This is a genomic window from Roseburia inulinivorans DSM 16841 (assembly GCF_000174195.1).
GTDB classification, from domain to species: Bacteria; Bacillota; Clostridia; order Lachnospirales; family Lachnospiraceae; genus Roseburia; species Roseburia inulinivorans.
This window is the reverse complement of sequence record NZ_ACFY01000051.1, coordinates 1-23,354: the sequence shown is the minus strand read 5'-3', so window position 1 is coordinate 23,354 and position 23,354 is coordinate 1. Positions and strand designations below refer to the sequence as shown.

At 48.2% G+C, this 23,354-nt stretch carries 23 protein-coding genes and 4 pseudogenes; 12 read left to right on the top strand and 15 right to left on the bottom strand.

Annotation, left to right across the window (positions count from 1 at the left end; translation table 11 throughout):
• Positions 1–256 precede the first annotated feature (256 nt).
• From ROSEINA2194_RS05150 to ROSEINA2194_RS21800, 3 genes and pseudogenes are all read left to right on the top strand, one after another.
• Positions 257–1,219: an alpha/beta hydrolase gene (locus ROSEINA2194_RS05150; protein WP_007884191.1), complete on the top strand. Its 963-nt coding sequence runs from the start codon at positions 257–259 to the stop codon at positions 1,217–1,219.
• Between the two features lie 133 nt (positions 1,220–1,352).
• Positions 1,353–1,472 (top strand): annotated as a pseudogene (locus tag ROSEINA2194_RS20220) (helix-turn-helix transcriptional regulator); the annotation flags it as partial.
• A 269-nt stretch (positions 1,473–1,741) separates the two neighbouring features.
• Positions 1,742–1,960 (top strand): hypothetical protein, encoded by a 219-nt coding sequence (locus tag ROSEINA2194_RS21800; protein ID WP_242953086.1) that lies wholly within the window; start codon positions 1,742–1,744, stop codon positions 1,958–1,960.
• A gap of 115 nt (positions 1,961–2,075) precedes the next feature.
• Here the strand turns inward: ROSEINA2194_RS21800 and ant(6) are convergent, their stop codons facing one another.
• The 4 genes from ant(6) to ROSEINA2194_RS05130 form a co-directional block, all read right to left on the bottom strand.
• The gene (ant(6), locus tag ROSEINA2194_RS05145) at positions 2,076–2,942 is read right to left on the bottom strand and encodes an aminoglycoside 6-adenylyltransferase (protein ID WP_006426509.1); all 867 of its coding nucleotides are present in this window, start codon (positions 2,940–2,942) and stop codon (positions 2,076–2,078) included.
• 173 nt (positions 2,943–3,115) lie between these two features.
• Positions 3,116–3,631: a hypothetical protein gene (locus ROSEINA2194_RS05140; RefSeq protein ID WP_015541387.1), complete on the bottom strand. Its 516-nt coding sequence runs from the start codon at positions 3,629–3,631 to the stop codon at positions 3,116–3,118.
• A gap of 36 nt (positions 3,632–3,667) precedes the next feature.
• On the bottom strand, positions 3,668–4,468 hold the full coding sequence (locus ROSEINA2194_RS05135; RefSeq protein ID WP_007884180.1) for a helix-turn-helix domain-containing protein: 801 nt from the start codon (positions 4,466–4,468) through the stop codon (positions 3,668–3,670).
• A gap of 42 nt (positions 4,469–4,510) precedes the next feature.
• Complete coding sequence (locus ROSEINA2194_RS05130; protein ID WP_006426512.1) at positions 4,511–5,206, bottom strand: 5'-methylthioadenosine/adenosylhomocysteine nucleosidase; 696 nt, start codon at positions 5,204–5,206, stop codon at positions 4,511–4,513.
• A gap of 375 nt (positions 5,207–5,581) precedes the next feature.
• On the opposite strand from ROSEINA2194_RS05130, the gene ROSEINA2194_RS05125 reads away from it, so the two are divergent.
• From ROSEINA2194_RS05125 to ROSEINA2194_RS05105, 5 genes and pseudogenes are all read left to right on the top strand, one after another.
• A complete protein-coding gene (locus ROSEINA2194_RS05125; protein ID WP_015541386.1) occupies positions 5,582–5,995 on the top strand; it encodes a cysteine-rich VLP domain-containing protein in 414 nt (137 codons plus the stop codon).
• 111 nt (positions 5,996–6,106) lie between these two features.
• The gene (locus ROSEINA2194_RS05120) at positions 6,107–6,502 is read left to right on the top strand and encodes a replication initiator protein A (RefSeq protein WP_006426515.1); all 396 of its coding nucleotides are present in this window, start codon (positions 6,107–6,109) and stop codon (positions 6,500–6,502) included.
• 183 nt (positions 6,503–6,685) lie between these two features.
• Positions 6,686–7,630 carry a MobV family relaxase gene (mobV, locus tag ROSEINA2194_RS05115; RefSeq protein WP_006426516.1) on the top strand — a complete coding sequence of 315 codons (945 nt, stop codon included), beginning with the start codon at positions 6,686–6,688 and terminating at the stop codon, positions 7,628–7,630.
• Between the two features lie 72 nt (positions 7,631–7,702).
• Positions 7,703–7,897, top strand: coding sequence for a hypothetical protein (locus ROSEINA2194_RS05110; RefSeq protein ID WP_002334813.1), 195 nt, complete (start codon positions 7,703–7,705; stop codon positions 7,895–7,897).
• Between the two features lie 146 nt (positions 7,898–8,043).
• Positions 8,044–8,187, top strand: a pseudogene (locus tag ROSEINA2194_RS05105) (recombinase family protein); the annotation flags it as partial.
• A 63-nt stretch (positions 8,188–8,250) separates the two neighbouring features.
• Here the strand turns inward: ROSEINA2194_RS05105 and ROSEINA2194_RS05100 are convergent.
• The 6 genes and pseudogenes from ROSEINA2194_RS05100 to ROSEINA2194_RS05075 all read right to left on the bottom strand — a co-directional run bounded on the left by ROSEINA2194_RS05100 (position 8,251) and on the right by ROSEINA2194_RS05075 (position 13,055).
• A pseudogene (locus ROSEINA2194_RS05100) lies at positions 8,251–9,928 on the bottom strand (DUF4368 domain-containing protein).
• Between the two features lie 100 nt (positions 9,929–10,028).
• Positions 10,029–10,196 (bottom strand): TnpW family protein, encoded by a 168-nt coding sequence (locus ROSEINA2194_RS05095; protein WP_022621154.1) that lies wholly within the window; start codon positions 10,194–10,196, stop codon positions 10,029–10,031.
• 474 nt (positions 10,197–10,670) lie between these two features.
• Entirely contained in the window at positions 10,671–10,931 is a 261-nt protein-coding gene (locus tag ROSEINA2194_RS05090) for a helix-turn-helix domain-containing protein (RefSeq protein ID WP_002590583.1), read from the bottom strand.
• Complete coding sequence (locus tag ROSEINA2194_RS05085; protein ID WP_009255547.1) at positions 10,912–11,343, bottom strand: RNA polymerase sigma factor; 432 nt, start codon at positions 11,341–11,343, stop codon at positions 10,912–10,914. Before ROSEINA2194_RS05085 ends, ROSEINA2194_RS05090 begins: the two co-directional genes overlap by 20 nt.
• Positions 11,344–11,879: 536 nt before the next feature.
• Positions 11,880–12,869 carry a 23S rRNA (adenine(2503)-C(2))-methyltransferase RlmN gene (gene rlmN / locus ROSEINA2194_RS05080; protein ID WP_004607971.1) on the bottom strand — a complete coding sequence of 330 codons (990 nt, stop codon included), beginning with the start codon at positions 12,867–12,869 and terminating at the stop codon, positions 11,880–11,882.
• Positions 12,870–13,055, bottom strand: coding sequence for a cysteine-rich KTR domain-containing protein (locus tag ROSEINA2194_RS05075; RefSeq protein ID WP_004607970.1), 186 nt, complete (start codon positions 13,053–13,055; stop codon positions 12,870–12,872). It lies immediately after the preceding gene.
• A 381-nt stretch (positions 13,056–13,436) separates the two neighbouring features.
• Between ROSEINA2194_RS05075 and ROSEINA2194_RS05070 the strand changes: the two genes are divergently transcribed.
• From ROSEINA2194_RS05070 to ROSEINA2194_RS05055, 4 genes are all read left to right on the top strand, one after another.
• Positions 13,437–13,790, top strand: coding sequence for a helix-turn-helix transcriptional regulator (locus ROSEINA2194_RS05070; protein ID WP_004607969.1), 354 nt, complete (start codon positions 13,437–13,439; stop codon positions 13,788–13,790).
• Positions 13,791–14,051: 261 nt separating this feature from the next.
• Entirely contained in the window at positions 14,052–14,381 is a 330-nt protein-coding gene (locus tag ROSEINA2194_RS05065) for a plasmid mobilization protein (RefSeq protein WP_002585086.1), read from the top strand.
• Positions 14,342–15,688 carry a relaxase/mobilization nuclease domain-containing protein gene (locus ROSEINA2194_RS05060; RefSeq protein WP_002585087.1) on the top strand — a complete coding sequence of 449 codons (1,347 nt, stop codon included), beginning with the start codon at positions 14,342–14,344 and terminating at the stop codon, positions 15,686–15,688. Before ROSEINA2194_RS05065 ends, ROSEINA2194_RS05060 begins: the two co-directional genes overlap by 40 nt.
• Positions 15,689–15,751: 63 nt before the next feature.
• On the top strand, positions 15,752–16,003 hold the full coding sequence (locus tag ROSEINA2194_RS05055) for a helix-turn-helix domain-containing protein (RefSeq protein WP_002585088.1): 252 nt from the start codon (positions 15,752–15,754) through the stop codon (positions 16,001–16,003).
• A 177-nt stretch (positions 16,004–16,180) separates the two neighbouring features.
• Here ROSEINA2194_RS05055 and ROSEINA2194_RS20185 read toward each other — a convergent pair whose 3' ends face one another.
• The 5 genes and pseudogenes from ROSEINA2194_RS20185 to ROSEINA2194_RS05035 form a co-directional block, all read right to left on the bottom strand.
• Entirely contained in the window at positions 16,181–16,546 is a 366-nt protein-coding gene (locus ROSEINA2194_RS20185; protein ID WP_002585089.1) for a cysteine-rich VLP domain-containing protein, read from the bottom strand.
• Positions 16,543–16,755 carry a transposon-transfer assisting family protein gene (locus ROSEINA2194_RS05050; RefSeq protein ID WP_004607965.1) on the bottom strand — a complete coding sequence of 71 codons (213 nt, stop codon included), beginning with the start codon at positions 16,753–16,755 and terminating at the stop codon, positions 16,543–16,545. Before ROSEINA2194_RS05050 ends, ROSEINA2194_RS20185 begins: the two co-directional genes overlap by 4 nt.
• Positions 16,752–17,705, bottom strand: coding sequence for a hypothetical protein (locus ROSEINA2194_RS05045; RefSeq protein ID WP_002585090.1), 954 nt, complete (start codon positions 17,703–17,705; stop codon positions 16,752–16,754). The genes ROSEINA2194_RS05050 and ROSEINA2194_RS05045 overlap by 4 nt, the downstream gene beginning before the upstream one ends.
• A gap of 3 nt (positions 17,706–17,708) precedes the next feature.
• Positions 17,709–21,036 (bottom strand): annotated as a pseudogene (locus ROSEINA2194_RS05040) (antirestriction protein ArdA).
• Positions 21,037–21,275: 239 nt separating this feature from the next.
• The coding region (locus ROSEINA2194_RS05035; RefSeq protein WP_252832553.1) for a DNA topoisomerase 3 at positions 21,276–23,354 on the bottom strand (2,079 nt) is incomplete at its 5' end.

The following is a 23,354-nucleotide window of genomic DNA, read 5'->3' as shown; positions in this document are numbered from 1 at the left end:
ATGAATGACTTGTGAGAGGACGCTTATACATGCCCGGTCAACGTTATGGATTGCACCACAAAATCTGCGATTTACGTTATGGAACTCGCGGGGTATGGGATGAGTGCCTATAGGATCAAAACTCAATCTGCATTCTTGAAATAAATGAATTAGGTTTTTTTAATGAATTTTAACGGAATAAAATAGAATTGCATATGTGATTATGGTAGAATATGATATTAATGATTTTGTCAATCGGAATTTTTAGGAGAAAACGATGAAGAAATGGACAAAAATATTGTTGATAATAGTTATAGTTATTTTACTTTTGTTTGTGGGAATGTCCTATTTTATAGGGACGCAAGTTTTCATGGGGTCTACTCAATTGGTTACTTGTGAAGATACTTCAAAAGTGAAAGATAGTTTTTGGGAAAGATATAATATGGATTATGATGTTTTCTGCAGTACATATACTATAGAAAAAGTTGAAATCACTTCAACTTTTGATGAACATATGATACCGGCAGATTACATATATGCTCTTGGTGAAGAAGGAGATAAGAATAATCCAACAGTTATTTTAGTGCATGGTCTTGGTGGAAATCGTTATACCAATTATCCTTTAGCAGAAATGTTTTTGCAGAAAGGATATAATGTATTGACTTATGACCAGAGAAGTAGCAACGAAAATACAGCTCAATATACTACATTTGGATACTGGGAAAAATATGATTTGATTGATTACATTGATTATGTCTATAGCCATGCACCGGAGCAAGTGATAGGAATATGGGGTACATCGTTTGGTGGAGCAACTGCAGGATTAGCAATGGGAGATAAGGATGTTGAAAACAAAGTGGATTTTCTGATTCTAGATTGTCCGGTTAGTGATATGAAATGGATGGTAGAAGAAGAAATGAGAAAGATGGATATTGGATTGCCTATATCTTACATGACATTCTGTGGCAACATTATCAACAAAATGGAATTGGGATTTAGTTATGATGATGCAAATGTATGTGACAAAATTGCAGATATTGAAATTCCGGTTTTGGTAATAAACAGTGAAGCGGATACATTAACCCCACAGTTTATGGGACAAGAAATATATGATTCAATACAAAATGAAGAAATTAAAATGATTTGGACGGTAACTGATAGTGAACATACAGAAATATGGTTAGATCACAACCAAGAATATCGAGAAAAGGTTCAAGAATTATTGAATTTTACTAAATAATAGAAATAGGGAAAGTAAACTTTGAATTTGTCTGCGAAAAGCCCATAAATAAGCGGATGTTAATATGTATTGCTTGTGGCAACGGCTCTATTGAATATAGAATTGAGCTATCAAAAACAAGGAGGCAGAGATTATGCTAAATGAAAATATCAAAAGAATTAGAAAGTCAAAAGGGCTGTCGCAAGAAGAACTGGCAATTAAACTGAACGTAGTAAGACAGACAGTATCAAAATGGGAGAATGGGGTTTCACTTAGATAAAGATACCACACCATTCCCACGCTGACTTTTGCTCAACCGATACAGCCGGAGGGCTGGATAACAAGAAAAGGCGGTATGCGCCCCGTGGAGGGGTAGCGTACCGCCTTTCCTTGTGGGGGTTTCCAAAGGGGGCAACGCCCCCATTTGGCACACGACTTTGCGAAGCAAAGTGTAGTGTGTTATACGCTCTGTCGGCGTTGCCGTGAAAATGCCGTTGCCGCCAGGGAGGGCAAGGGCATTTGAAGCGGCAGGAAAACAGGGCTGTGCTTGTGTGGCGTGGAGCCGTAAGCGCAGGTCTGGTTTCAACAGCAGACAGGGCGTATATGAAAGCCCCCGTTCATCGTCCTACGCTCCGACTTGTGGACAAAGTGTCCCGAAGTTGTGGCTACACTCCCGGAAAAGTAACAGGACAGCGGGTAACCGTCAAGGCTGAAATGAACGGGTTTACACCCGGCCTTGACCGCCGCCCGCCGTCCCACTGAATGGGTGGACAAGGCGGTCAATCCCTCAAAGTGCTTGTCCGCGCTCTTTCTGATTTTGAGGTATTCAGTTTTTCAAAATTGAATAATCAAAATAAATTTTTTCGATTGAAAAATTTTATTTGTTATCATCTTCAATGCCATATTTTTTCTTTTGCCGAATCACATAATTACTGATTTTTTCATCATATAGTGGATACTGGTAATCCAACTGGCATGCCACTTCTGACGAAACCTCCCGGAACAATGCCATACATTGTTCAAAGGATTCCCACATATGGGGATAGGAATCCATATTATAAGTGGACATAAGTCGTTCCCACAATTCCTCTGGGGCATATTGCTTCATAAATTTATAGTTTTTTCCCAAACTGAAATGAAATCCCTGTTTGATACCAATCAGCCAGGAAATCATGCGAAGCAATTCTTTTCGTACTATATCATTCATATGGTCAATAGCAAAAAGAATTTCTTTGCGGCATAAGCCCTTTACTACATATGTTGTAGTATTCCAAAATTCATTACAGCAATCGTCAAACATTCTTTGAGTAGGCTTCTGCAAGTGGTAGTCTATATCCGTTGGTATTGGCGGCTTTACGATACGGTTGTCTTTATCCAACAGTAACTTTACCAGTTTATCCCATGTAAAATACTCGTCTATCAGTTCCAGCGGCAGCAAAGTTAAATCTATCTTAACATCATCAGTAAACAGCATTAAATATGAAAATCCCTTTTCTACAGCTGGAAATAATTCCATATCTTCCGGCTTTTGCAGAATCAACCTTTCACCAAATATATCTAGCCATTTATCATCACTTGTGAAGCTGTCCATATCCGTAACAAAAAAAGTAATATCAAAATCCTGAAAATCATCAGGCGGAATATTTGTATTTGTTCTAGATCCTTCCAAAGTAACCATGCGAATGCGTTTGTCTGTTTTTGCAAAATTCAAAACAATATCATAAACTTCCTTTTCTGATCTCATTTTTATCTCCTCCAATTATTGAAATAGGTGTGAAACCATTTTAGGGCTTTCCCGCCTTGATTACCCTTTAGCAAAGACGGGCGGGACTGTCAACGGCGGCGCATGAAATGCGCCGTTCATCTTGACCGTTGACTGGCTCGGCTGGCTTTGCTATTTTCTCGATGAAAAACAATTTATTCGTACTTATTTCCATCATTGTCATAGTAAACCACATGAATGGAATACTCTTTTTCTGGGTTTTTAATTGAGATAATATCCATATCATCTGTGCTGTATCTCAATGTATCTTGCACTTGTCCATTTATTGTATAAGTGATTTCGGCATACTCTGTTTTAGCACCATTAAACCAAATTAAATCATACCATTCTCCGTTTATTGCAACGCCACCAACAATAATCTCATCACTATTTCGGTTTGTTGATGTACTAAATTTGTAATCTCCATTTCCTGTTGGTTCAAAGATGGCAAGTGTAGATTTATTATCTGCACTATATGCTCCACTCACGATATAACCGCCAAGTTCCAGTTCTTTTGCAATAGTCCATTCATTCCCCTTTGAAATTGCGGTGTTCAGTATGCTTTCTCTGCTGGTAATGGTATCTCCTTTGGGAGTTAAACTAAAGAAATATAAAAAAGCGGCAGCAACGCAAATAACAGTCGCTGAAATTATCAGTAACCATTTTTTCATAACCAATACCTCCATATAATCTGATTTATTATTCTCTTACTTCCGTCCTCGCTGTGGCTTTGGATTTTTCAGCAAGTCCGACTTCTGTGCAATCTTTTTCAGCCACTTCTTTTCTTCCTCGGACAGCTTCTTATAATTCAGTTTGAGCCGCTTGCAGATAAACATCATAGCCGCCTGCTCCGGGTCGCTGTCCTCTTTAGCGGTTTCCTCGGCTGCCTGCAAAAAATCTTCCAGTGGGCTATCCTCCGGGACGCTGAAAAAATCGTACTTGTGGGCTTCCCGCAGGTCGAGGGCTATCTTGTTTATGTCCTGCTGTATCACATAGCGGCAAAAGCTGTCGTCGTCAATATGGGCGGCGATAAGCTGCCTTAACTGCGGGTCAGTCAAGCCGGGATTGTGTTGTTTCATAATCGTTGCACTCACGGCGTCCACAATGGCGTTTGCACTCTGTACCTGTTTTCCCGCCACGCCGTTCACATAGATTTCAAGGTCGGCCATGAGCCGGGGAAAATCCGGGTGGGTCGCCAGTTCACACAAAAGGGAATTGTCCACCCGCCCGCTTTTCAATAGTTCAATCATATCGTCGCTCAAACGCAGGTCTGCAAGATCGGCGTTTGGGTGATTTTTTGTTTGGGAACGGCCCAGCAGATAATCAACAGTCACTTCGTAAAACTTTGCTAACTCAATAAGGGCATAGTGGCTGATGTCTTTGAGATTGTCCCCCTCATAACTGCCTAAAGCAGATTTGGAGAGGTGCGTCTGTTCCGCAAGCTGTTCCAGCGTCAAGCCACGCTCCACACGCAGGTCTTTTAGTCGTTCTTGAATAGTTAGGGCCATACTCTCCCCCCTCTGTCCTCTGTTCTAAAATATCATCCAATCTTACCACGACTTTTTGATTTCTCTTAATAAAGCAACCGTAATATCTTTGGCAATACTTGATGCTTTTGCACAGTTTTTGTCAAAATTATCAACTCCGCTGTGTTTTTCAGTATCGGTCACACACCGAATGGCGATAAACGGTATGTCATTTGCATAGCAGACATGAGCGATACTGGCAGTTTCCATGTCAACCGTCAAGGGAGCAAATTCATCGTTTATTTTTTGCCGGCTCTCATCGGTTATAAACGATTCTCCCGTTACCATACGGCCCCAAACTACCTTTCCAGAAGTTGAAAGCTTGTCAACAGCAGACTTTGACATATCTATCAGCTTTGGGTCTGCCACAAAAAACACAGAATTCATCCACGGATGAAATTCCGTTAAAATGTCTGGCGCTACATCGTGGTAACAAACTTCTGTGGAGATAACTGTATCGAATATTTCAAGTTCTGGCTCCATACCGCCCGCTGTCCCTGAATTGATAATTATATCCACGCAAAATACATCTATCAAAAGCTGAGCGGCTATGGCGGCATTTACTTTGCACACGCCGGAAAACAGGGCGACAACTTCTACACTATCAATCTGTCCAGCATGGAATTTCAGCATAGCTTTTTCCGTTATCTTACAGTTGCTTATCAAGGGCAAAAATGGGGCGAGTTCTTCGTCACCCGCACATAAAATTCCGATTTTCATAGATTATTGTCCTCCTATGGCTTGAAAGCCAATTTTTATGTTTATTTTACCACAATTCCGAGAGCGTGGAAATAGGCAGTTTTCCGGGCGGATCTCCGACTTTATGGATATACGGGACGGACGGTCATTTAGGTGTAGACTTATTTTAGTTCATCGATGAACGGCACCTTGAAAACAGAATGACCGTCCGAAAAGGAATACCCCGGCTGGGGAAGCACTGCAAGGAGCCAGCTTCTGGACACTTTGTCCAGAGGTCACTTCGGGACAAGTTGTCCCGAAGTTGCGGGGAGCGTGCCAACGCCGGAACACGCCGCAGGAATGGGGCAGGAAACCTTTTCGGAGGAACGGCAACGGAAAGCAAAATGGAGGGAACGCATGAGAGATAACCCCTATAAAGACTTGCCGCCACTGGAACGCAGGCCGGACGGTTCTCTTTACCGCATGACACCGGCGCAGAGGAAACAGGCGGCCAGCCTGATACGCCGGGAGTGCTGTTGTTGTGAGGACGGCAACTGCATTGCCCTTGATGATGGGGACACCTGCACCTGCCCGCAGACGGTTTCTTTCTCGGTCTGCTGTAAGTGGTTCCGCTGGGCGGTCTTGCCGCTGGACGGGACGCTGGAAGCGGGGATTTTCCGGGATAAGGACTTGAAACGCTGTGAGGTCTGCGGCGGCGTGTTCGTCCCAAAATCCAACCGGGCAAAATACTGCCCCGGCTGTGCCGCCAGAGTTCACAGGCGGCAGAAAACAGAAAGTGAACGGAAAAGGAGGTCTGCTGTGGACAGTTAGGAGCGGAAAAAGCCTTGATTTATCAGGCTCCGCAAGCCCCAAACCGGGGCAGGTGGTATAAAGTATCGCCCGCCCCGGAAAACGGGCTTCTAACCGTCCACAAAACGCACTATGACAAATACCATCTATATCCATCAGCCGGAAAAGGCGTTCAGCTTCACCCGGCTCCCGAATTTCCTCTTTGAAGCCCCCACATTCAGGCCCCTGTCCAACGAGGCAAAGGTTCTGTACGCCTTTATCCTGCGCCGGACAGAGTTGTCCCGCAAGAATGGGTGGGCGGATGACTGCGGACGGATTTTCCTGTATTACCCTATCTGCGAAGTGGTTGACCTGCTCCACTGTGGGCGGCAGAAAGCGGTGAACACCCTGCGGGAACTGCAATACGCCGGACTGGTGGAGATCCAGAAGCAGGGCTGTGGAAAACCCAACCGCATTTTCCCAAAATCCTATGAAGCGGTTCCAAACACCGACTTCAAGAAATCCCGTTCTGGTACGCCGGAGGACTGAAAACCGTACCCTTGAAGTACGGAAATCAATCTTGAGAAGTACGAAAACCGGACGGTATATAGAAATACAAAGATTAAAATGATTTATTTATATCCATTCCATTCCTATCGTATCAGAGATAATTCCGGCGGGATTTTCCCTGTGGAAAACCCCGGATAGGAAAGGAATGGGGAAAGGAGCAGAATGGCACAACACGCAATTTTGCGGTTTGAGAAGCACAAGGGCAACCCGGCAAGGCCGCTGGAAGCCCATCACGAAAGACAGAAAGAACAATACGCCAGCAACCCCGACATTGACACAAGCCGGAGTAAATACAACTTCCATATCGTCAAGCCGGAGGGACGCTATTACCACTTCATTCAGAGCCGTATCGAGCAGGCCGGATGCCGGACAAGGAAAGACAGCACACGGTTTGTCGATACACTGGTAACTGCCAGCCCGGAGTTTTTCAAGGGGAAATCCCCAAAGGAGATACAGGCGTTTTTCCAGAGGGCGGCGGCTTTCCTCATTGGCCGGGTAGGACGGGAAAATATCGTGTCGGCGGTGGTACACATGGACGAGAAAACGCCCCACCTGCATTTGACCTTTGTTCCGCTGACAAAGGACAACCGCCTGTGTGCAAAGGAGATTATCGGCAACCGGGCAAACCTGACGAAGTGGCAGGACGATTTTCACGCCTATATGGTGGAGAAATATCCTGACTTGGAGCGTGGGGAAAGCGCCAGCAAGACAGGCCGGAAGCATATCCCCACCCGGCTTTTCAAACAGGCGGTTTCCCTCTCCAAACAGGCCAGAGCCATTGAAGCCGCCCTTGACGGCATTAACCCGCTGAACGCCGGAAAGAAAAAAGAGGAAGCCCTCTCCATGCTGAAAAAGTGGTTCCCGCAGATGGAGAACTTCTCCGGGCAGTTGAAAAAGTACAAGGTCACAATCAATGACCTGTTGGCGGAGAATGAGAAGTTGGAAGCAAGGGCAAAGGCCAGCGAAAAAGGAAAGATGAAAGATACGATGGAACGGGCAAAGCTGAAAAGCGAACTGGACAATTTACAGCGGCTGGTTGACCGTATCCCGCCGGATATACTGGCGGAACTGAAACGTCAGCAGCGGCACACGGTAAAGGAAAGGTGATAGATATAAGCAGAAATTTTCGCCGCCTTTGTGCGGCATTGTACCTTGAAAACTGAATATGGAGGACACTGGATGGCAAAAAGCGAAAGCGATATTTTTACACCCCGGACAGGGCAGGTCATACAAGCAGAGAACGGCACGCAGTATTTTGTATGTGGGAACAACCGTATAAAAATCTCCGAACACTTCGCCGCAGGCGGGAAGCCCCTCGGTGATCTGATTGTAGATGTGGTGCGGCATACCGCAGAAAAAGCCGCTTCAACCTGATAGCCCATCATTGATAACACGCCCACGCTTATGATATAATTGCCATAGAGCAAAAGTATTGTAAGCGTGGGTTGTTTCTTTAAGAAGGAGGATTTTTAACGGTGAAACAACCTTACAATACTACGATTTACAACACGGCGCTTTATATGAGATTAAGCCGGGACGATGAAAACTATGGTGACAGCGTAAGCATTGAAACACAGCGGACAATCCTGCAACAGTACGCAAAGGAACAGGGACTTCATGTAGTCGGTGAGTATGTGGACGATGGCTGGTCGGGGACGAACTTTGTTGAGGTAAGATAACGATACCTTTTTTGCAGAGGGTGTTATCTTACCTCTTTTTGATGTATGTTAGATAGCATAACTCTTTACGTCGGCTCCTATCTGTCTGAAATAGGAGATACTTTCAGTAGGCTTGTCGCCTGTATCAACTCTGCCGACAAAGCTATAAAAGATTTCGATTTTGCGGGTGTTCGTTTCCTTATCCAGTTCGTGAATAAGAATACGGTCAATAAATTCATGGACGTTTTCGTAGGTCAGTTCTTCAATCGCTGTGTATCTGCGTACCAGTGCGACAAACCTTTTTACGTCCGCGCTGCGCTCGGTGGCGTTGTCGATTTCCTGTGACAGCTCCGCAATCCTCCGGGTCAGCGTCTTTTTTTCTTCATCATAGCCGGAAGTCAGAAAAGCAAATTGTTCATCTGAAAGTTTCCCTAAAGCGTTGTCCTCGTAGAGCTTGCGGAATAAGATGTTCAGCTCGTTAATACGGTTCTGCGCCTTGTCAAGTTCTTTCCGCTGCTGTGTCAGCGTCTTTTGTACTGCCTTTGCGCTGCACTCGTTGGCGGTTTCGATAAACTCCTGTTCATGCTCTTTCACATAAGACGTTACTCGCTGCAAGTCTGCAAGGACAAGTTCTTTCAATACGCTTTTGCGGATATAATGCGTAGTGCAGAGCATATCATTTCTTGCCCGGTTGCGGTAGTTGCCGCAAGTGTAGGCGTGTTTCCGTTCAAGCGTCCCGGCTCCGCGTACTGCATACATTTTGTAGCCGCAGTCCCCACAAAAGAGCAGCCCGGAAAACAGGTCAATTTCATCAACCTTTGTCGGGCGTTGCCGGGTGGCAATCCGCTTCTGTGCAAGTTCAAAGGTTTCTTCATCAATCAAAGGTTCGTGAGTGTTGGGGAAGAAATACCTTTTTTTCCTCCGGGTTCTTTTTCGTCTTTTTCGACTTATAAGATACCTTGTAGGTTTTCCCGGTTATGGTATGCCCTAAATACTCTTTCCTTGTCAGAATGTCGTACAGTGTCTTATCCGGCCAGTTGTACCATGCGTTGAGCTGTGGGCGGGGGTGGCGTTTGCTCCCTGTCCTGCGGTAGCGCAGTTCCCCGACGGTCAATATCTCATTGTCCCGCAGCCAGTTCTGGATTTCACACATACGGTCGCCCCGTACATACATTGCAAAAATCTGTTTTACGACGTGTGCCGTTTCCGGGTCGGGTATCAGATGATTGCGGTTATCCGGGTCGATAAGGTAGCCGTAAGGAGCTTCGCCGTTGACGCGCTCGCCTTTCTGTGCCTTTGCCTGTTTGACAGCCCGGATTTTCTTTGAGGTGTCGCGGGCGTAAAACTCGTTGAACCAGTTCCGCAGAGGGGTAAACTCGTTATCTTCCCTCGCTGTGTCTACACCGTCGTTAATGGCAATGTAGCGCACTTCGTATTCGGGGAAAACAATCTCTATCAGTTCGCCGGTTTTCAGATAATTACGTCCCAGACGGGAAAGGTCTTTTGTTATGACGGTCGCCACGTTCCCGGCTTCAACCTCATGCAGCATGGCTTGAAGCCCCTCACGCTCAAAGCTCACGCCGGAAAATCCGTCGTCTACAAAAAAGCGTGTGTTGAAAAAGTGGTGTTCGTCAGCATACTTTTGTAAAATCAGTTTTTGGTTCTGTATGCTTTCGCTTTCCCCGGCTTGCATATCTTCCTGGCTCAATCTGCAATATAAAGCGGTAATCTTGTCTGTCTGTAACATTTTGTCCTCCTTTCCGACGACAGACAAGCATGGTATTTGTACTGTCTATATTATACCACATACCGCTGCCTGTGTCATGTATAAAATGTGAAGAAACGCCCTATTTCCGGGCGTTTGCGGGGTTCAGCTCCATGTCCTTGCGAATGAGCTTCTTTATCTTTTTATCCAGTGTGTCCGTTGCGCGTTCACTTGCGGACGAACATACAAGGTAAGTAACTTTTCCGATTTTATGCTCCGTTGTGGTAACGGGCGTCTGGTTTTGCGTCAAAGAAAATCCCCCTTTCTTTCGCAAACATATAATACAGTCTATGAATAGCAGCAAGTCCACTATTCAAGAAAACAAAGGCTTTAATCGGACGGTTATTAGCATAACCTCATGGGAATTTCACCCCGGCATGGTTCTCATGCAGCCCTACCCATTGCCTGCGACGCTCTTAACGCTCGGACTGTGGCTGTAAGGAAGTATCATTGTATATTTTGCGTGTCGTCGCCCGCAAGCCGCTACACTTGCTTTCCGGCGCGGTGTTGGTCGCTCGGCTGTCCGGGCGGGGATAACCTCACCCGGATAGCGTCATGGCGCACCCACCGTATGGCTCGGCGCAAAAGGAACGTATCCGATTTGCCCTATGCTGCGCCGCCGTTATCTTGCGCCGCTTTCTTTGTCAAGGTTCAGAATGGCTTTGCTGCCGCGTCAGCAGCGGAACGGAAAAGGGGGAGAGAGAAAGCGTCCCGCCGCTGCGGTTTATTCCTCTGCCTTAAAGGTGAGGACAGCCATCATCAGTTTTGCTTGCAGCCGTTCCCGAATGTCGTGGTCTACGCCAAAATAGACGTTCCCGCGCTCGTCGTACAGCTTCCGCATGGAGAGGCGGGCTATGTAGCCGCTGAAATGCTGCAAGACAATCTTCATAGCGTCCGGGTCGCCCTTTGTCGCTGCCAAAATGACAGGATAGGGAACAAGGGCTTTTTCCGGGTAGCCGGGTTCGTTACCATTCGTCCCATTCATCAGCATTTTCCTCCAGATATTTTTTTAGCAGCTCAAAAGAGCTTGTCCGCCTGTACTGTATCGTGCTTCTCGACGTATCGAACAGCTCCGCAATCTCGGTGTCGTTCATTCCCTCGAAATAGTACAGGAGTACGGCTTTGCGCTTTTCTTCCGGCAAAGTACGGATTGCTTCAAGAAGCAGCTTCGGCGTGATTTTCTTCCCGGCTCTTTCAAAGGCGATTTCCCCTTTGAAATATTCATCAAAGGTATGAAGCTGCCGCGCTTCTTCTAAGGTCAAGTCGGAAAAGGTAATCTCCCTTGCCTTATGCCTGTGCAGCTCTTTGTGAGCGTCACACGCTTCATTGTGCAGTACCGTATTACAAAACTTCTGGAAAGCGCACTGTTTTATAAACTCCCTGCGATTAGGTTCCACATTCTCACCCCCTTTCTCGTTGGAAAGTTGGTGGTGCTTCCCCCTTTTCGCGGGGCAATACTGCCTTTTGAAAAAAACGCCGAAGATTTTCGGATTTTTTTCAAAAAATTTTTTGAGCAGCAAAATACGCCTGTCCGAAAAGCCCGGACAGACGTATAGGTATTGTAAGCGGTATTCAGATGATTAGACAGTTCATATTGATAGACGTAGTTTTCCCCGGCGGTGGTCGGGCTTTTTTTGATGTGTCAATGACCGTCGGATTTTGTCGATATGGTATGTGCTTCATGGCGGCTACCTCCTTTTAGCCGCCGCTTTTAACAGTGATACCGCGTCATTTCATTAGAAGATAAAAAGAAACGGCGGCTTTGGTTTTTCAAAGCTGCTGCGGAAATCAAAGAACGACAAGCAACAGTTCTGATTTTGCTCCAATATGGTTATTGGGGGCACAAATTAAATCAAAAAAGAGCCGATAACAGCAGTATTTCAAACTGCATATTATCGGCTCTGCGTCTGTGCGTCTGGCTCTTTTAATTAAATTATTTTTGTTGTTTTTTGGCTTTATTATATGTATTAGCTAACTGTCCACAAGCTGCTTTAATCTCTCTACCATGAGAAACTCTCATGGTAACTTCAAGTCCTGTTTGCTCTAATTGATGTTTGAACGCAACCATTTCTTGTTTTTGTGGTGCTCTAATTTTTGAATTACTCGTCGGGTTGTATTGCAGCACGTTAATCATAACATTTTTGCCCTTAAACCATTTTGCAAGTTGCCTTATATCTGAGGAACGGTCATTTATACCTGGTAAAAGCAAATACGCAAATACCACTTTTCGATTATGCCTTTGTGAATAGGACAATGCTTGCTTAACAACATCTTCAATAGCGTACATGTGCATATGAGGAATGATGCAGTTTCTCGCAGCCTGTGTTGCTGCATGTAAAGATATTGTCAACTGAATTTTTAGATGTTCTTCGCGCAATTTTTTTAATTGATTAACTGGACCAACTGTTGATACGGTAATGCCGTCGGTTGGAAAGTTAAGTCCATTTCTATCTCGAAGAATATGGATTGCTGCAATCAAGTTGTCGTAATTGAATAAAGGTTCTCCCATTCCCATAAAAACGATACGATTTACTTTTTGACGTATCAATATGACCTGTTGCACAATTTCAGATGGTGTTAGATTACGAACGAAACCATTGCGTCCGGACTCACAAAAAATACAGCCAACAGAACAACCAACTTGCGTACTTACGCAAACAGTCCCACCATCTCGCCGTTTAATAAAAACCGTTTCGATATACCTGTTGTCTTTCAATTCATAAACATACTTTTCAGTATCGCTACTTTTATAGACTTTTTTTGTTGATATTGATAGATTTTTTTTGTGAAATGGCTGTTTATACAATTCCGCATATAAGGCTCTTGCTTTATCCTCTCCAATTACTTCCGACATTTCTTTGTAAGTAAATCCGTATGGGTCATTCAATATTTCCGTAAGTGTACTTTTAGGTAAGTGTTTCATTTAATATCCTTCCTTTTGTTTTTCAGAGTTTTTGATTATGATTTCTAATTTTTCAACATCAATGATATGTGTTAATTTACATTTAGGGCAGAAAAGAGGAAAATTTCTTAATACCGTATTATAAAATACTTGAACCCTCGTCTTTCCGTTACAAATTGGACATTTTATCCAATATTTTTCAAGCATAATATTTCTCCTTTTGTGCAAAAAAATACAGGTCAATTCTCAACATGAGCATTGACCTGCATTTATACATATAACACTACAACAAAATTAAGGCATAGTTTTTATACTATGTCTATACATCGTTAGTTTTGTTGTATAGCATACGCAAAATAAGCATGACAAAAAAGCCCATATTGAAAATGGGAAAAATCTTTTTTGATTTCAATGCTTATCGAATACGCATGCTATGTAACATAAACATTTCCCCCTTTTAATAATACTATACAAAAAAAGCGGCTAATTGTCAACATATACATATGAATTATTTTGGCTAACTGATTGAATTGTGTAGACATATCCAAGAAGAAAGGGGAACAGTAAAATGTAACAGGGTGAATAACTATGGCAAAAAGACCAGTACCGAAATACGATTTCAAGGCTTTTGGGGCAGCGATAAAGGCGGCGCGGACAGGGCGCAAGGAGAGCCGCAAGAAAGTGAGCGACGAAATGTTTATCTCGCCGCGCTACCTTGCGAACATTGAGAACAAGGGGCAGCACCCAAGTTTACAGATTTTCTTTGAGCTTATGCTCCGCTACAATATATCCGTAGACCAGTTTCTTTTGGAAACGCCGCCAGAGAAGAACACGCAGCGGCGGCAGCTTGACGCGCTTCTTGACGGTATGAGCGATACAGGCATACGGATTGTGAGCGCAACGGCAAAGGAGATAGCGGAAGTCGAAACAGAGGGCAGATAAGAAGTGTCCGTCAGAATTGAATAAGGTTTAGAGAGCGTTGTAATCTTTTTTTGAGGATTGCAGCGTTTTTCTTTTGCGGAAGTTTGGCAAAACCGGGCATAGCTCCGTAGTAAGGCATAAGGGATAAAAACATTCGTAGCAAGCATAGGAAGCGGGTACCCACTTCCGTATTTTCCCCTCCCGCGCTGCGGCGCGTCGGTTGAAAATTGCTTGTTGGGAAGTGTCCCAAACCCTCGGAACGGAAAGGAAAGGAGCGAATACATGAACGGACGCAAAAGAACGGTGCAAATCAAATTCAGAGTGACGGAAGCGGAACGGGATTTAATACTGGAAAAAATGAAGCTCGTACCCACCCGGAACATGGCGGCATATCTGCGGAAGATTGCCATTGACGGGTATATCATTCAGATAGACCATGCCGATATAAAGGCAATGACCGCAGAGATACAGAAAATCGGTGTCAACGTCAACCAGATAGCACGCCGCGTAAACGCGACGGGGAACGCATACCAAGAGGACATAGAGGAAATAAAGGGGGTGCTTGCGGAGATATGGCGGTTACAAAGATTAAGCCTATTAAAAGCACTCTAAGCAAAGCCCTTGACTATATCGAAAACCCGGACAAGACGGACGGAAAAATGCTTGTGTCCTCTTTCGGCTGCTCCTATGAAACGGCAGATATTGAATTTGAATATACCTTGTCCCAAGCACTCCAAAAGGGGAACAATTTAGCCTTTCATCTGATACAGTCCTTTGAGCCGGGGGAAGTCGATTATCAGAAAGCCCATGAAATCGGAAAGCAGCTTGCCGACGCGGTAACAAAGGGGCAGCATGAATATGTACTCACGACGCACATTGACAAAGGACACGTCCACAATCACATTATTTTCTGCGCCGTAAATTTCGTAGACCACCGCAAATATAATTCCAACAAAAGGAGCTATTACGGCATACGGAACATGAGCGACAAGCTGTGTCGGGAAAATGGCTTGTCCGTCGTCGTTCCCGGCAAGGGCAGCAAGGGAAAGAGCTATGCGGAGTACCAGGCAGAAAAGACGGGTACAAGTTGGAAAGGCAAGCTAAAGATTGCCGTTGACGCGCTTATCCCCCAAGTTTCCAGTTTTGAGGAATTGTTGCAGCGGTTACAGGCGGCGGGCTATGAGATAAAGCCGGGGAAATATGTGTCATGCCGCGCCCCCGGACAGGAACGCTTCACCCGTCTTAAAACCCTCGGCGCGGATTATACAGAGGAAGCCATAAGGGAACGGATAGCGGGCAGACGGGCAAAGGCGGCGAAAGCCCCCAGAGAGCAGCGCGGCGTTTCGCTGCTTATCGACATTGAGAACAGTATCAAGGCGGCGCAGAGTAAGGGCTATGAACAGTGGGCGAAAATCCACAATCTGAAACAGGCAGCAAAGACCATGAATTTCTTGACGGAACATAAGATTGAACAGTACGCGGATTTAGTCAGCCGGATTGAAGAAATGGCAGCGGAAAGCGGACAGGCGGCAGACGCATTGAAGGACGCGGAAAAGCGGCTTGCGGACATGGCGGTGCTTATCAAGAATGTTTCCACCTACCAAAAGACAAAGCCCGTCTATGACGCATACCGCAAGGCAAGGAACAGGGAGAAGTACCGCGCCGGACAGGAACAGGCGATTATCCTACATGAAGCCGCCGCAAGGTCGCTGAAAGCGGCGGGCATTGCAAAGCTCCCGAACCTTGCCGCGCTGCAATCGGAATATGAAGCCCTCCAAGCGCAGAAAGAAGCCCTTTATGCCGACTATGGGAAGCTGAAAAAGAAAGTCCGGGAATACGATATTATCAAGCAGAACATTGACAGCATTTTACAGGCGGACAGGCAGCCGGAACGGGAAAAGGGAACAGAGCGCGGATAAGGATAGCAAAATCCCCGCCGCTGTGCTATGATAGGGCTATCAAAAAGCAGAGGAGCGTTGAGCATGGAAAACCAGAAAATGCCGGAATATGAAACCATACGCGCCGCCGTTGCCGGGGAAAAATGGGCGGTGGAGAAAGTCGTGGAGTGCTACAAGGACGAAATCGACAGGCTATCGACGGTAGCGGTCAGACAGCCGGACGGAAGCACGAAACAGGAAATCAACGAAGATATGCGCCAGTCCATCACAAAGAAGCTGATAGAAGCCCTCCCGCAGTTCCCGCTTGAAGAAATGGAAAAGGGAAATGTCAGATAGGCAAAAAAAGAACAGGGCGCGGAAGCCAGTATATGACTTCCGCGCCCTGTCTTTTTATGGGTGCTGTTTTCGTGAATGTTACGCAGTAGAACGCCATTTTTGGGGGTAAAGGTATAAAGTATCGCCTATCCGATTTTCACGCCCGGAAAGCCCTGTAAATCAAGGGATTTTCCGCGCCTACTGCGTAACAGGGGCGCGTCTTTTCCTCATGCGCTCGGCGGCTTGTCTGCGGGTGATACGTTTCCGGCAGACGGGGCAGTATTTGACACTGTTAGAGGTTGACGCAAAGAACGCGCCGCACTCGGTACATTTCTTCTTATCCCCTGTCTGGTAAAGCTCCGCATAAAGCAGCCTGTCGGCGGGAAGCACCGCAACCCGGAACCACTTGCAGAGAAGCGAATAGGAAATGAGCTGCGGACATACGCACTCGTCCCCGTCGTCCAGTAAGATACAGTTCCCGTTATCATAATTGCAGCACGTCCGGCGCACAAGGGCGTTGACTTTCCGGCTCTGGGGCGGCGTCAGCCGCTTAACCCCGTTCATACTTCATCAGCGGCGTAAATGGGAAGCTCTGCAAATTCCGCTTCGGTCAAAGCGTCCACTTTGGAAAGGGTGCGCTTTGCAAGCTCCCGCATATCCGCGTCCATGTAGGGCAGCGCGGCGTTGACATTCTCAATCAAAGCCCGCTTGCCGCCCTCGTTGTAAATGCTCAAAAGGTTTGTTTCTTCAACAGTCAGTCTAATCATGCTCATACCTCCATATCGTGATTTTTTGTTTTTGCCGCCGCCTTTTTCGGGGCGGTCTTTGCCTTGTCTGCTTTAAGCTGCGCCCGGATAGAGGGGCGGGGCTTCCTTATCTCCCTGTCCCGGTTCTCCCCCTTGTCAATCAGCGCATACGTCCCATGTCTGCCCTCGATTTTGGAAAAGGAAAGGGTCTTGTAGGGCAGCATGGAGAAAAGGCGGTCAGTGTCCTTTGTGGCTGCAAGCCGCATGAACGCCGGGGAAAGCTCTGCCATGAAATGGGTCTTGTTCGGGCTGTTCGGCTCGTAATGCCGCTTCATTTCCCGCACAATGCGCCGCGCTTCCGTTTCAATCAGCCCGTCCCGCAAAGCGGCAATATGCGCCTTGAAATCCCCCGGCGAAAGCTGCTCCCGGCTGCGCCGTTCTTCCTGTAAGAGCGATTGCAGCGCGTCCGGGTCGTTGGGTACGGCTTCAAAGCGTTCAAATTTCCCAAGCTGCGGGTCTGGGGTTCCATCAAAATATCTCCCGGCTTCCTGTACCCTTTCCCCATGCTCATAAATCAGCTTCACCGTATCGGCGGGCAGCTCCTTTTCCTTGACGCGCTCATAATGTTTAGAGTAGTCCAGTTCGTACAGATTGCCCTTGATTTTCCCGCGCTCCTTTCCCGTCAGCTCGATTGCATAGGCAAGAACGCGGTCGCTTGTCTGCTCCATGTAGAAACGCCATGTGTTGTGGGGCGCGGTGTCTTTGAGGAAAACGTCGCGCTCCCGGAAACAGTGCGTCCCGGACGGGCGGCAGAACCACAAAAGTGTTTTGTCCTCCCTGTGGGGGCTTGCCGCCGCCTTTGCGATAATCTCTTTGTCAATGTCTAAGTCGCTCTGGTAAAAGCCTGTGTTCTGCTTCATAATCGCTTCAAGGGAAGCAAACAAATCCATGTTTTCAAATTTGCTCTGTTCCGGCATGGGTCAGCTCCTTTCCAAGTCCTGTGACTTCTGCTTTGCGTTTTTCTTCTGTGCCTTTTCCTTGTCGGCTCTAAGCTGCGCCCGGATAGAGGGTTTCTTTTCCGGCTTCGCTCCCTTGCCGCGCTCCTTGTCGGCTTTGACAGCGTTAGCCAGGTCAACAAGGGAAATCTGCTCGCCCGCCTTTACCTTTGCTTCCAGTTCGTCAACGGTGGGGGTGTTGTTGATGATACCGTCAATCATGTTCCCGTTCTGCTCTGTGGTCTGCTCGGCGGTTTTCAAGGGATTGTCCCGCTGCGCCTGTTCTGCGGCAACGGCAAACGCCCGCGTCCCATTCCCCATAATCAGATACTTTCCGTCGTCCGACTGGTGGTGAAAGCCATATCCGGCGGCTTCTATCTGCTCCCGGCTCATGGCGGTCACATGGAAAGTCCCCCTCGGTGTCTTGACAGTTTCGCCCGTTTCCAAGTCGTCCGGGGTAAGCTGCTTTTGCTCCTGTAAAAACTCCGGCACTTCCCGAAAACCTACACTGTCAACGAAATGCGCCGCGTCCTGTCCGTCCTGATGAAGCACTACCACGTCGGAAACGGAAAGGCTGTGTCCCTTAAAATCTTTGGGGTGGTCGATATTGAAACAGGTGTAAATATCTTCAAGGGAAGTTTCCGGCGCAAGGGGCGCGGAATAGACAAGCTCATAGTTCGCCCTGTCAACCACATTTCCCGCCGCCTGCAGGCGGTCGTATGGCTCAAAGCGGAAATCCCTTGTTTCGTCCCCGCCCTTTATCTGGTAAATGGAAAAGGTGTCTTTGTCCTGTCCGGCGGTCTGCGCCGTTTCCTGTGCCTTTGCGTAAAGCTGCTTCACGTCGCCCTCGGTCAGCTCGCCGCTTTTGAGCTGCCCCATAAGCTCGCGGCATTTCTCCGGCGTTCCCGTATAAAGCACGTCGCCCATTTTCGCCCGCCCGTTCTCCTGTGTCACATAGGCTTGCAAGAGGTAGCTGTTTTCCCGGCTGTCGCTGTAAGGGTTCCGGCGCACTCTGTAAATCGTTTCCGGGGTAAAGGCTTCTTTCGGGGCTGCGCCCGCTTTTTCCTGTGCGCCGGATTTTCCCGGTGCGGCTGCTTCCGGATCCGGCTTCTCCGGCGCGGCTTCCTGTCCCTCTCTGGTGGGCTGCTCCTGTCCGGCGGTCTGCTCCTTGTCCTGTGCCTTTTGCAGCTCCGCTAAGTTCTCGTCTATGGAATTGATAATCTCGGCGGCTGCGCTGCGTATCGTTTCAAGGGAGCTTTTCAGCTCGGACAGCTCCCGCCCGCTGCTCCACCCGGCGACATAGCCGAAAGAGTAGTCCGACGTGTCAAGCCCGTAATGTTGGCAGACAGTATAGGCGACGCTTTCCGCTTCGACTTCGCGGGTGCGGCGGTCAACGTGGGGCTGCTGCTCGTCCTTTGGCGCGTTGAGGTCAATGTCGTGCAGCTTCGCATGGGCGATTTCGTGAATAGCGGTCTTTAAGGTCTGTAATTCGCTCATGCCCTCGTTGATAGCAATGCGCTTGTCCTCCAAGTGGTAGTAGCCATGAGAGCCGCCCTCGATATTCTCAAAGGCGATAGGAACGGGGGAAGTCTTTTCAAGGGCTGCGAAAAAATCCTTGTAGCGGTCAACGTCGCCTGTCAGCTCGTCAACCGCAATGTCCGGCAGCTCCTTTCCCTCGGTCTGGGAAACGTCAAAGACGGATACCACCTTGTAGGCGGGTATGGTGACTTCCTTTTCCTCGGTGACGGGCTTCCCGTCCTTGCCGATAACGGGCTTCTGCGTGTGCGGGTCGATTTTCTGCATTTCCTGTTTGATTTTTATAGGGTGACGGAGCAATGATTTTAATTCCCTTTTGCCCTTTCATCACGTTTCGTTCAAAGTTGTTCTTCCAAGCGGAAAAGCCCGCCACAAGGGAAGCGTCCGGCTTCTGCATGGCGATAAGGACGGTGTTTCGGAAGCTGTAATTATGGAATTTTGACATGACTTTCAGATATTCCCGGTAACGCTCGCTGTCAAAGAGTTCCGCAATACCCTGTTCCAGACGGTCGGTAATCTCTTTGAGCTTTTCGGCGGGCTTCTCGCTCGTCAGCACGATAGGGATAACCGGGCGCGGCTCCTGTGGCTGCTCTGCGGTCTGCGCCGTTCTCTGCCCCGGCGCGGCTGCGTCCATTTCTACCTTTGACGGGTCGGGTCTTTCCGGCTGCGGGGGCTGCGGCGTTACCCGGTATTCCTCCGGCACGTCGCGCCCGTCGTACCATTCTGTAAAGGTGTTGCGGTTGTTGTAGATATAGCCCTTTTCGGTAAACATACCGTCGTCGTTAATGGAAGCGTCCCGCCCGTATTCCTCATACATGAAATACTTTTTCGCTTCTTCGGGAAGTTCCGGTTCTTCCAGTTCATCAACCAGATAACGCCCGTATTCTTCTTCATTGTGGACGGACGGATAAATCCAGTAGCAGTCAAGGTTCTGTGCAAGGTTGATAATGTCCTGTAAGCTGTCGGCATGGTCGCCGTATTCAATGGCTGCAATGAATTTCTCCCGGTCGTCGTCAAACTGCATTTCCAAGAGCTTCCCTAAATAGTTCAGCTCGTCGGGGTGGGAATACTCGCTTAAATGCTCCGTCAAGCCGGGGATAGTGGATTGAAATTCTGTGAAATGCCATTCCTCATAGTGCTTGAAGTCAATCCCGATACGGTCAAAGACTTCTTTCAGATGTTCGGCAGTCGTGGGGAATGTCACCCATTCGCCCGCGGGTCTGCCCTCGGTGTACTTCCCAAGATTGGAAAGATAGCCGCTTAAAATCGGTTCTGCCATTTGTTCGCTCCTTTCTTTTTCAATCATGCGGTGCATAAGCTCAAAATCCTCAATGCTCATGCTCCCGTCAAATACATAGGGGTTAAAATCCTCCCCGTCCCGGTAGGGCTTTTCGGAAAAGGGAAGCCCCGCTTCATGGGCGGCTGCCCTCGCTTCCTCGATAACCTCCGGGGGAAGCCTGTCGTCATGCGCTCCGATAAAACCGTCAATGTCGTTCATGCTGTTTTCGTAGTGGTAACGCACTCCGGCGGTCAGCTCGTCAAGGCTCATGTCCTCGCCTAAATGCCCGCAATAGTAGCCGTTTAAGATAACGGCGGCGGGGTCAATGCTTTTTATTTCCTCTAACCGGCTCCTGTCCTCCGGGTAGAGCGTATCGTCCATATCAAGATGAAAATATTCCGCGTTCCATGAACGCCCCTGTTTCCAGAACGCCACCCATGCGATACCGTCCCTAAGCTCGTCTTGATAGTCCTTTACGGTGTCCCGTAAACTTGCCATAGTGAAAAACCTCCTTTCTCTGCGGCAGCGTCATAAGCTGCATTTTTTGGCTGCATGGTCTACTACGGGTACGCCCGCATTTCTGCCAAATATTTTTGAAAATTTTTAGAGGGTGAAGCCCTCCGCAAAAGAGGGTTTGGGAAACTTCCCAACAAGCAAAATCCCCGTCCGGCGCGTCAGCGTCGCAACGGGGATTTACGGAAGTGGGTACCCGCTTCCTATGCTTGCTATTCAAGTTTTTAGTTCTTCTGCACTTCGATACGGTAGTTGACGTATTTCCCGCCAGTGTCAGCCAGAACGATAGTTCCGTCGTAGGTCTTGCCTGTTTTCGGGGAGTAGAGCTTCTTCACATTCGCCTTGCCGGATTTAAGGAGCGCGGCGGCAATCTTCGCGGAAAAAGCGGTCTTGCGTTCCTCGAAAAAGCGGTCATTCTTCCACATGACAAAGGCACATTCTTTGTTGCTGCAATAATAGTTTTTCTTCCCCTCATGGACGGGGGAACCGCAACGGGGGCATTTGCCGACAGAGGGCTTTTCCTCCCGGAACAAATCCTTTTTCCCGTCCAGTGCTGCGGCGTGTGTCTGCACAAGCTCCCGCGCCATAGCTTCAATGCCGGACAGAAATTCGCCGGGGTCTGCGGCTCCCTTTGCTATCTGCGTCAGATTGTTTTCCCATTCTGCGGTAAGCTGTGGGGAAGTGAGTATATCCGGCAGAATACAGATAAGGCTGTTCCCGTTTTTGGTAGGGATAAGCTGCTTCCCCTTGCGCTCCGCAAAGCCGCCCTTTACCAGTTTTTCAATGACGGCGGCGCGGGTGGCGGGAGTGCCAAGCCCCCGGCGTTCCGCGTCCGGGTCGGTGTCCCCGTTCCCGGCGCGTTCCATAGCCGACAAAAGGCTTGCTTCGCTGTGGGGCTTCGGCGGCGTTGTGGTATGCTCCGTTACTTTTGCGGCGGGGTTAGGAAAGCCCTGTCCCTCGGAAAGCTTCGGCAGCGTCACGTCTGCATTTTCCCCGTCCTCCGCTTCGGGCTTATCTTTCAGCGTCGCCCGGTATCTGCGTTGAAGCTCTTTCCAACCCTCCGCAAGTACGGTCTTTCCCCTTGCGGTGAAGTCTGTCCCGGCGCATGAGAAAACCGCCGTAACCGCTTCATAAATATGCGGCTCGGCGGTGGCAAAAAGCAGACGCGCCCCCGCAAGGGTAAGGATATTCTTCTCGCTTTCCGGCAGCGCGTCCGGGTCAGCCTTTGCAAGCTCCATAGTGGGAATGATTGCGTGGTGGTCTGATACTTTTTTACTGTCTAATACCTTTACAACCTCCGGCGTGAAGTCCGCGCCCGCCATAAAGGGGAGTTTTTCGCAAAGCAGCGCGATAATGCCCGCTGCGGTGCCGCCCATGTCGTCAGTAAGAAAGCTGCTGTCCGTCCTCGGATAAGTAAGGAGCCGCTTTTCATAAAGGGATTGTGCAAGGTCAAGGGTCTGCTTCGCGGTGTAGCCGAAAATGCGGTTCGCTTCCCGCTGCAAAGAGGTAAGGTCAAAGAGCTTCGGCGGGGCTGCGGTTTTCTTCTCTCTGGTGAGGGAAACGCATACCGCCGTTTCCGCTTCGCAAGCCCCTTTCAGCGCGTCGGCTTCTGCCTTGTCGGAAATCCTCCCGCTTGCCGCTTCCGCGCCGGATAAATCAAGGCGCACATGATAATATTTTTCTTTCTGGAAATGGGAGATAGCCGCGTCCCGGTCGGTGAGCATTTTTAAGGTCGGGGTCTGGACGCGCCCCACGTTCAAGGTCTTTCCATACAGGCAGGAGAAAAGCCGGGTGGCGTTAATGCCGATAAGCCAGTCAGCCTTTGCGCGGCAGAGGGCAGACGCAAAGAGCGCGTCGTATTCCTGCCCGTCTTTGAGGGAAGCAAAGCCCGCCTTGATTGCCCCGTCCTCCATTGAGGAAATCCACAAGCGGCGCATGGGCTTCTTGCAGCCCGCCGCTTCGTAGACAAAGCGGAAAATCAATTCTCCCTCGCGCCCCGCGTCACACGCATTTACCACTTCGGAAACGTCGGCGCGGTGCATAAGCTCTTTTAGGGTTTTGAATTGCTTCCCCTTGTCCGGGTCAACGGCGTACTGCCATTCCTCCGGCAGAATGGGTAAGCTCTCAAAACTCCATTTTTTATATTGCTCCCCGTAGGCGGCAGCTTCCGCAAGCTGTACCAAATGCCCGACGCACCATGAAATGAGGCAGCCGCCGCCCTCGATATATCCGTCTTTCTTTTCCTTAACGCCAAGCGCGGCGGCGATAGTCTGCGCCACGCTCGGCTTTTCTGCAATAATCAG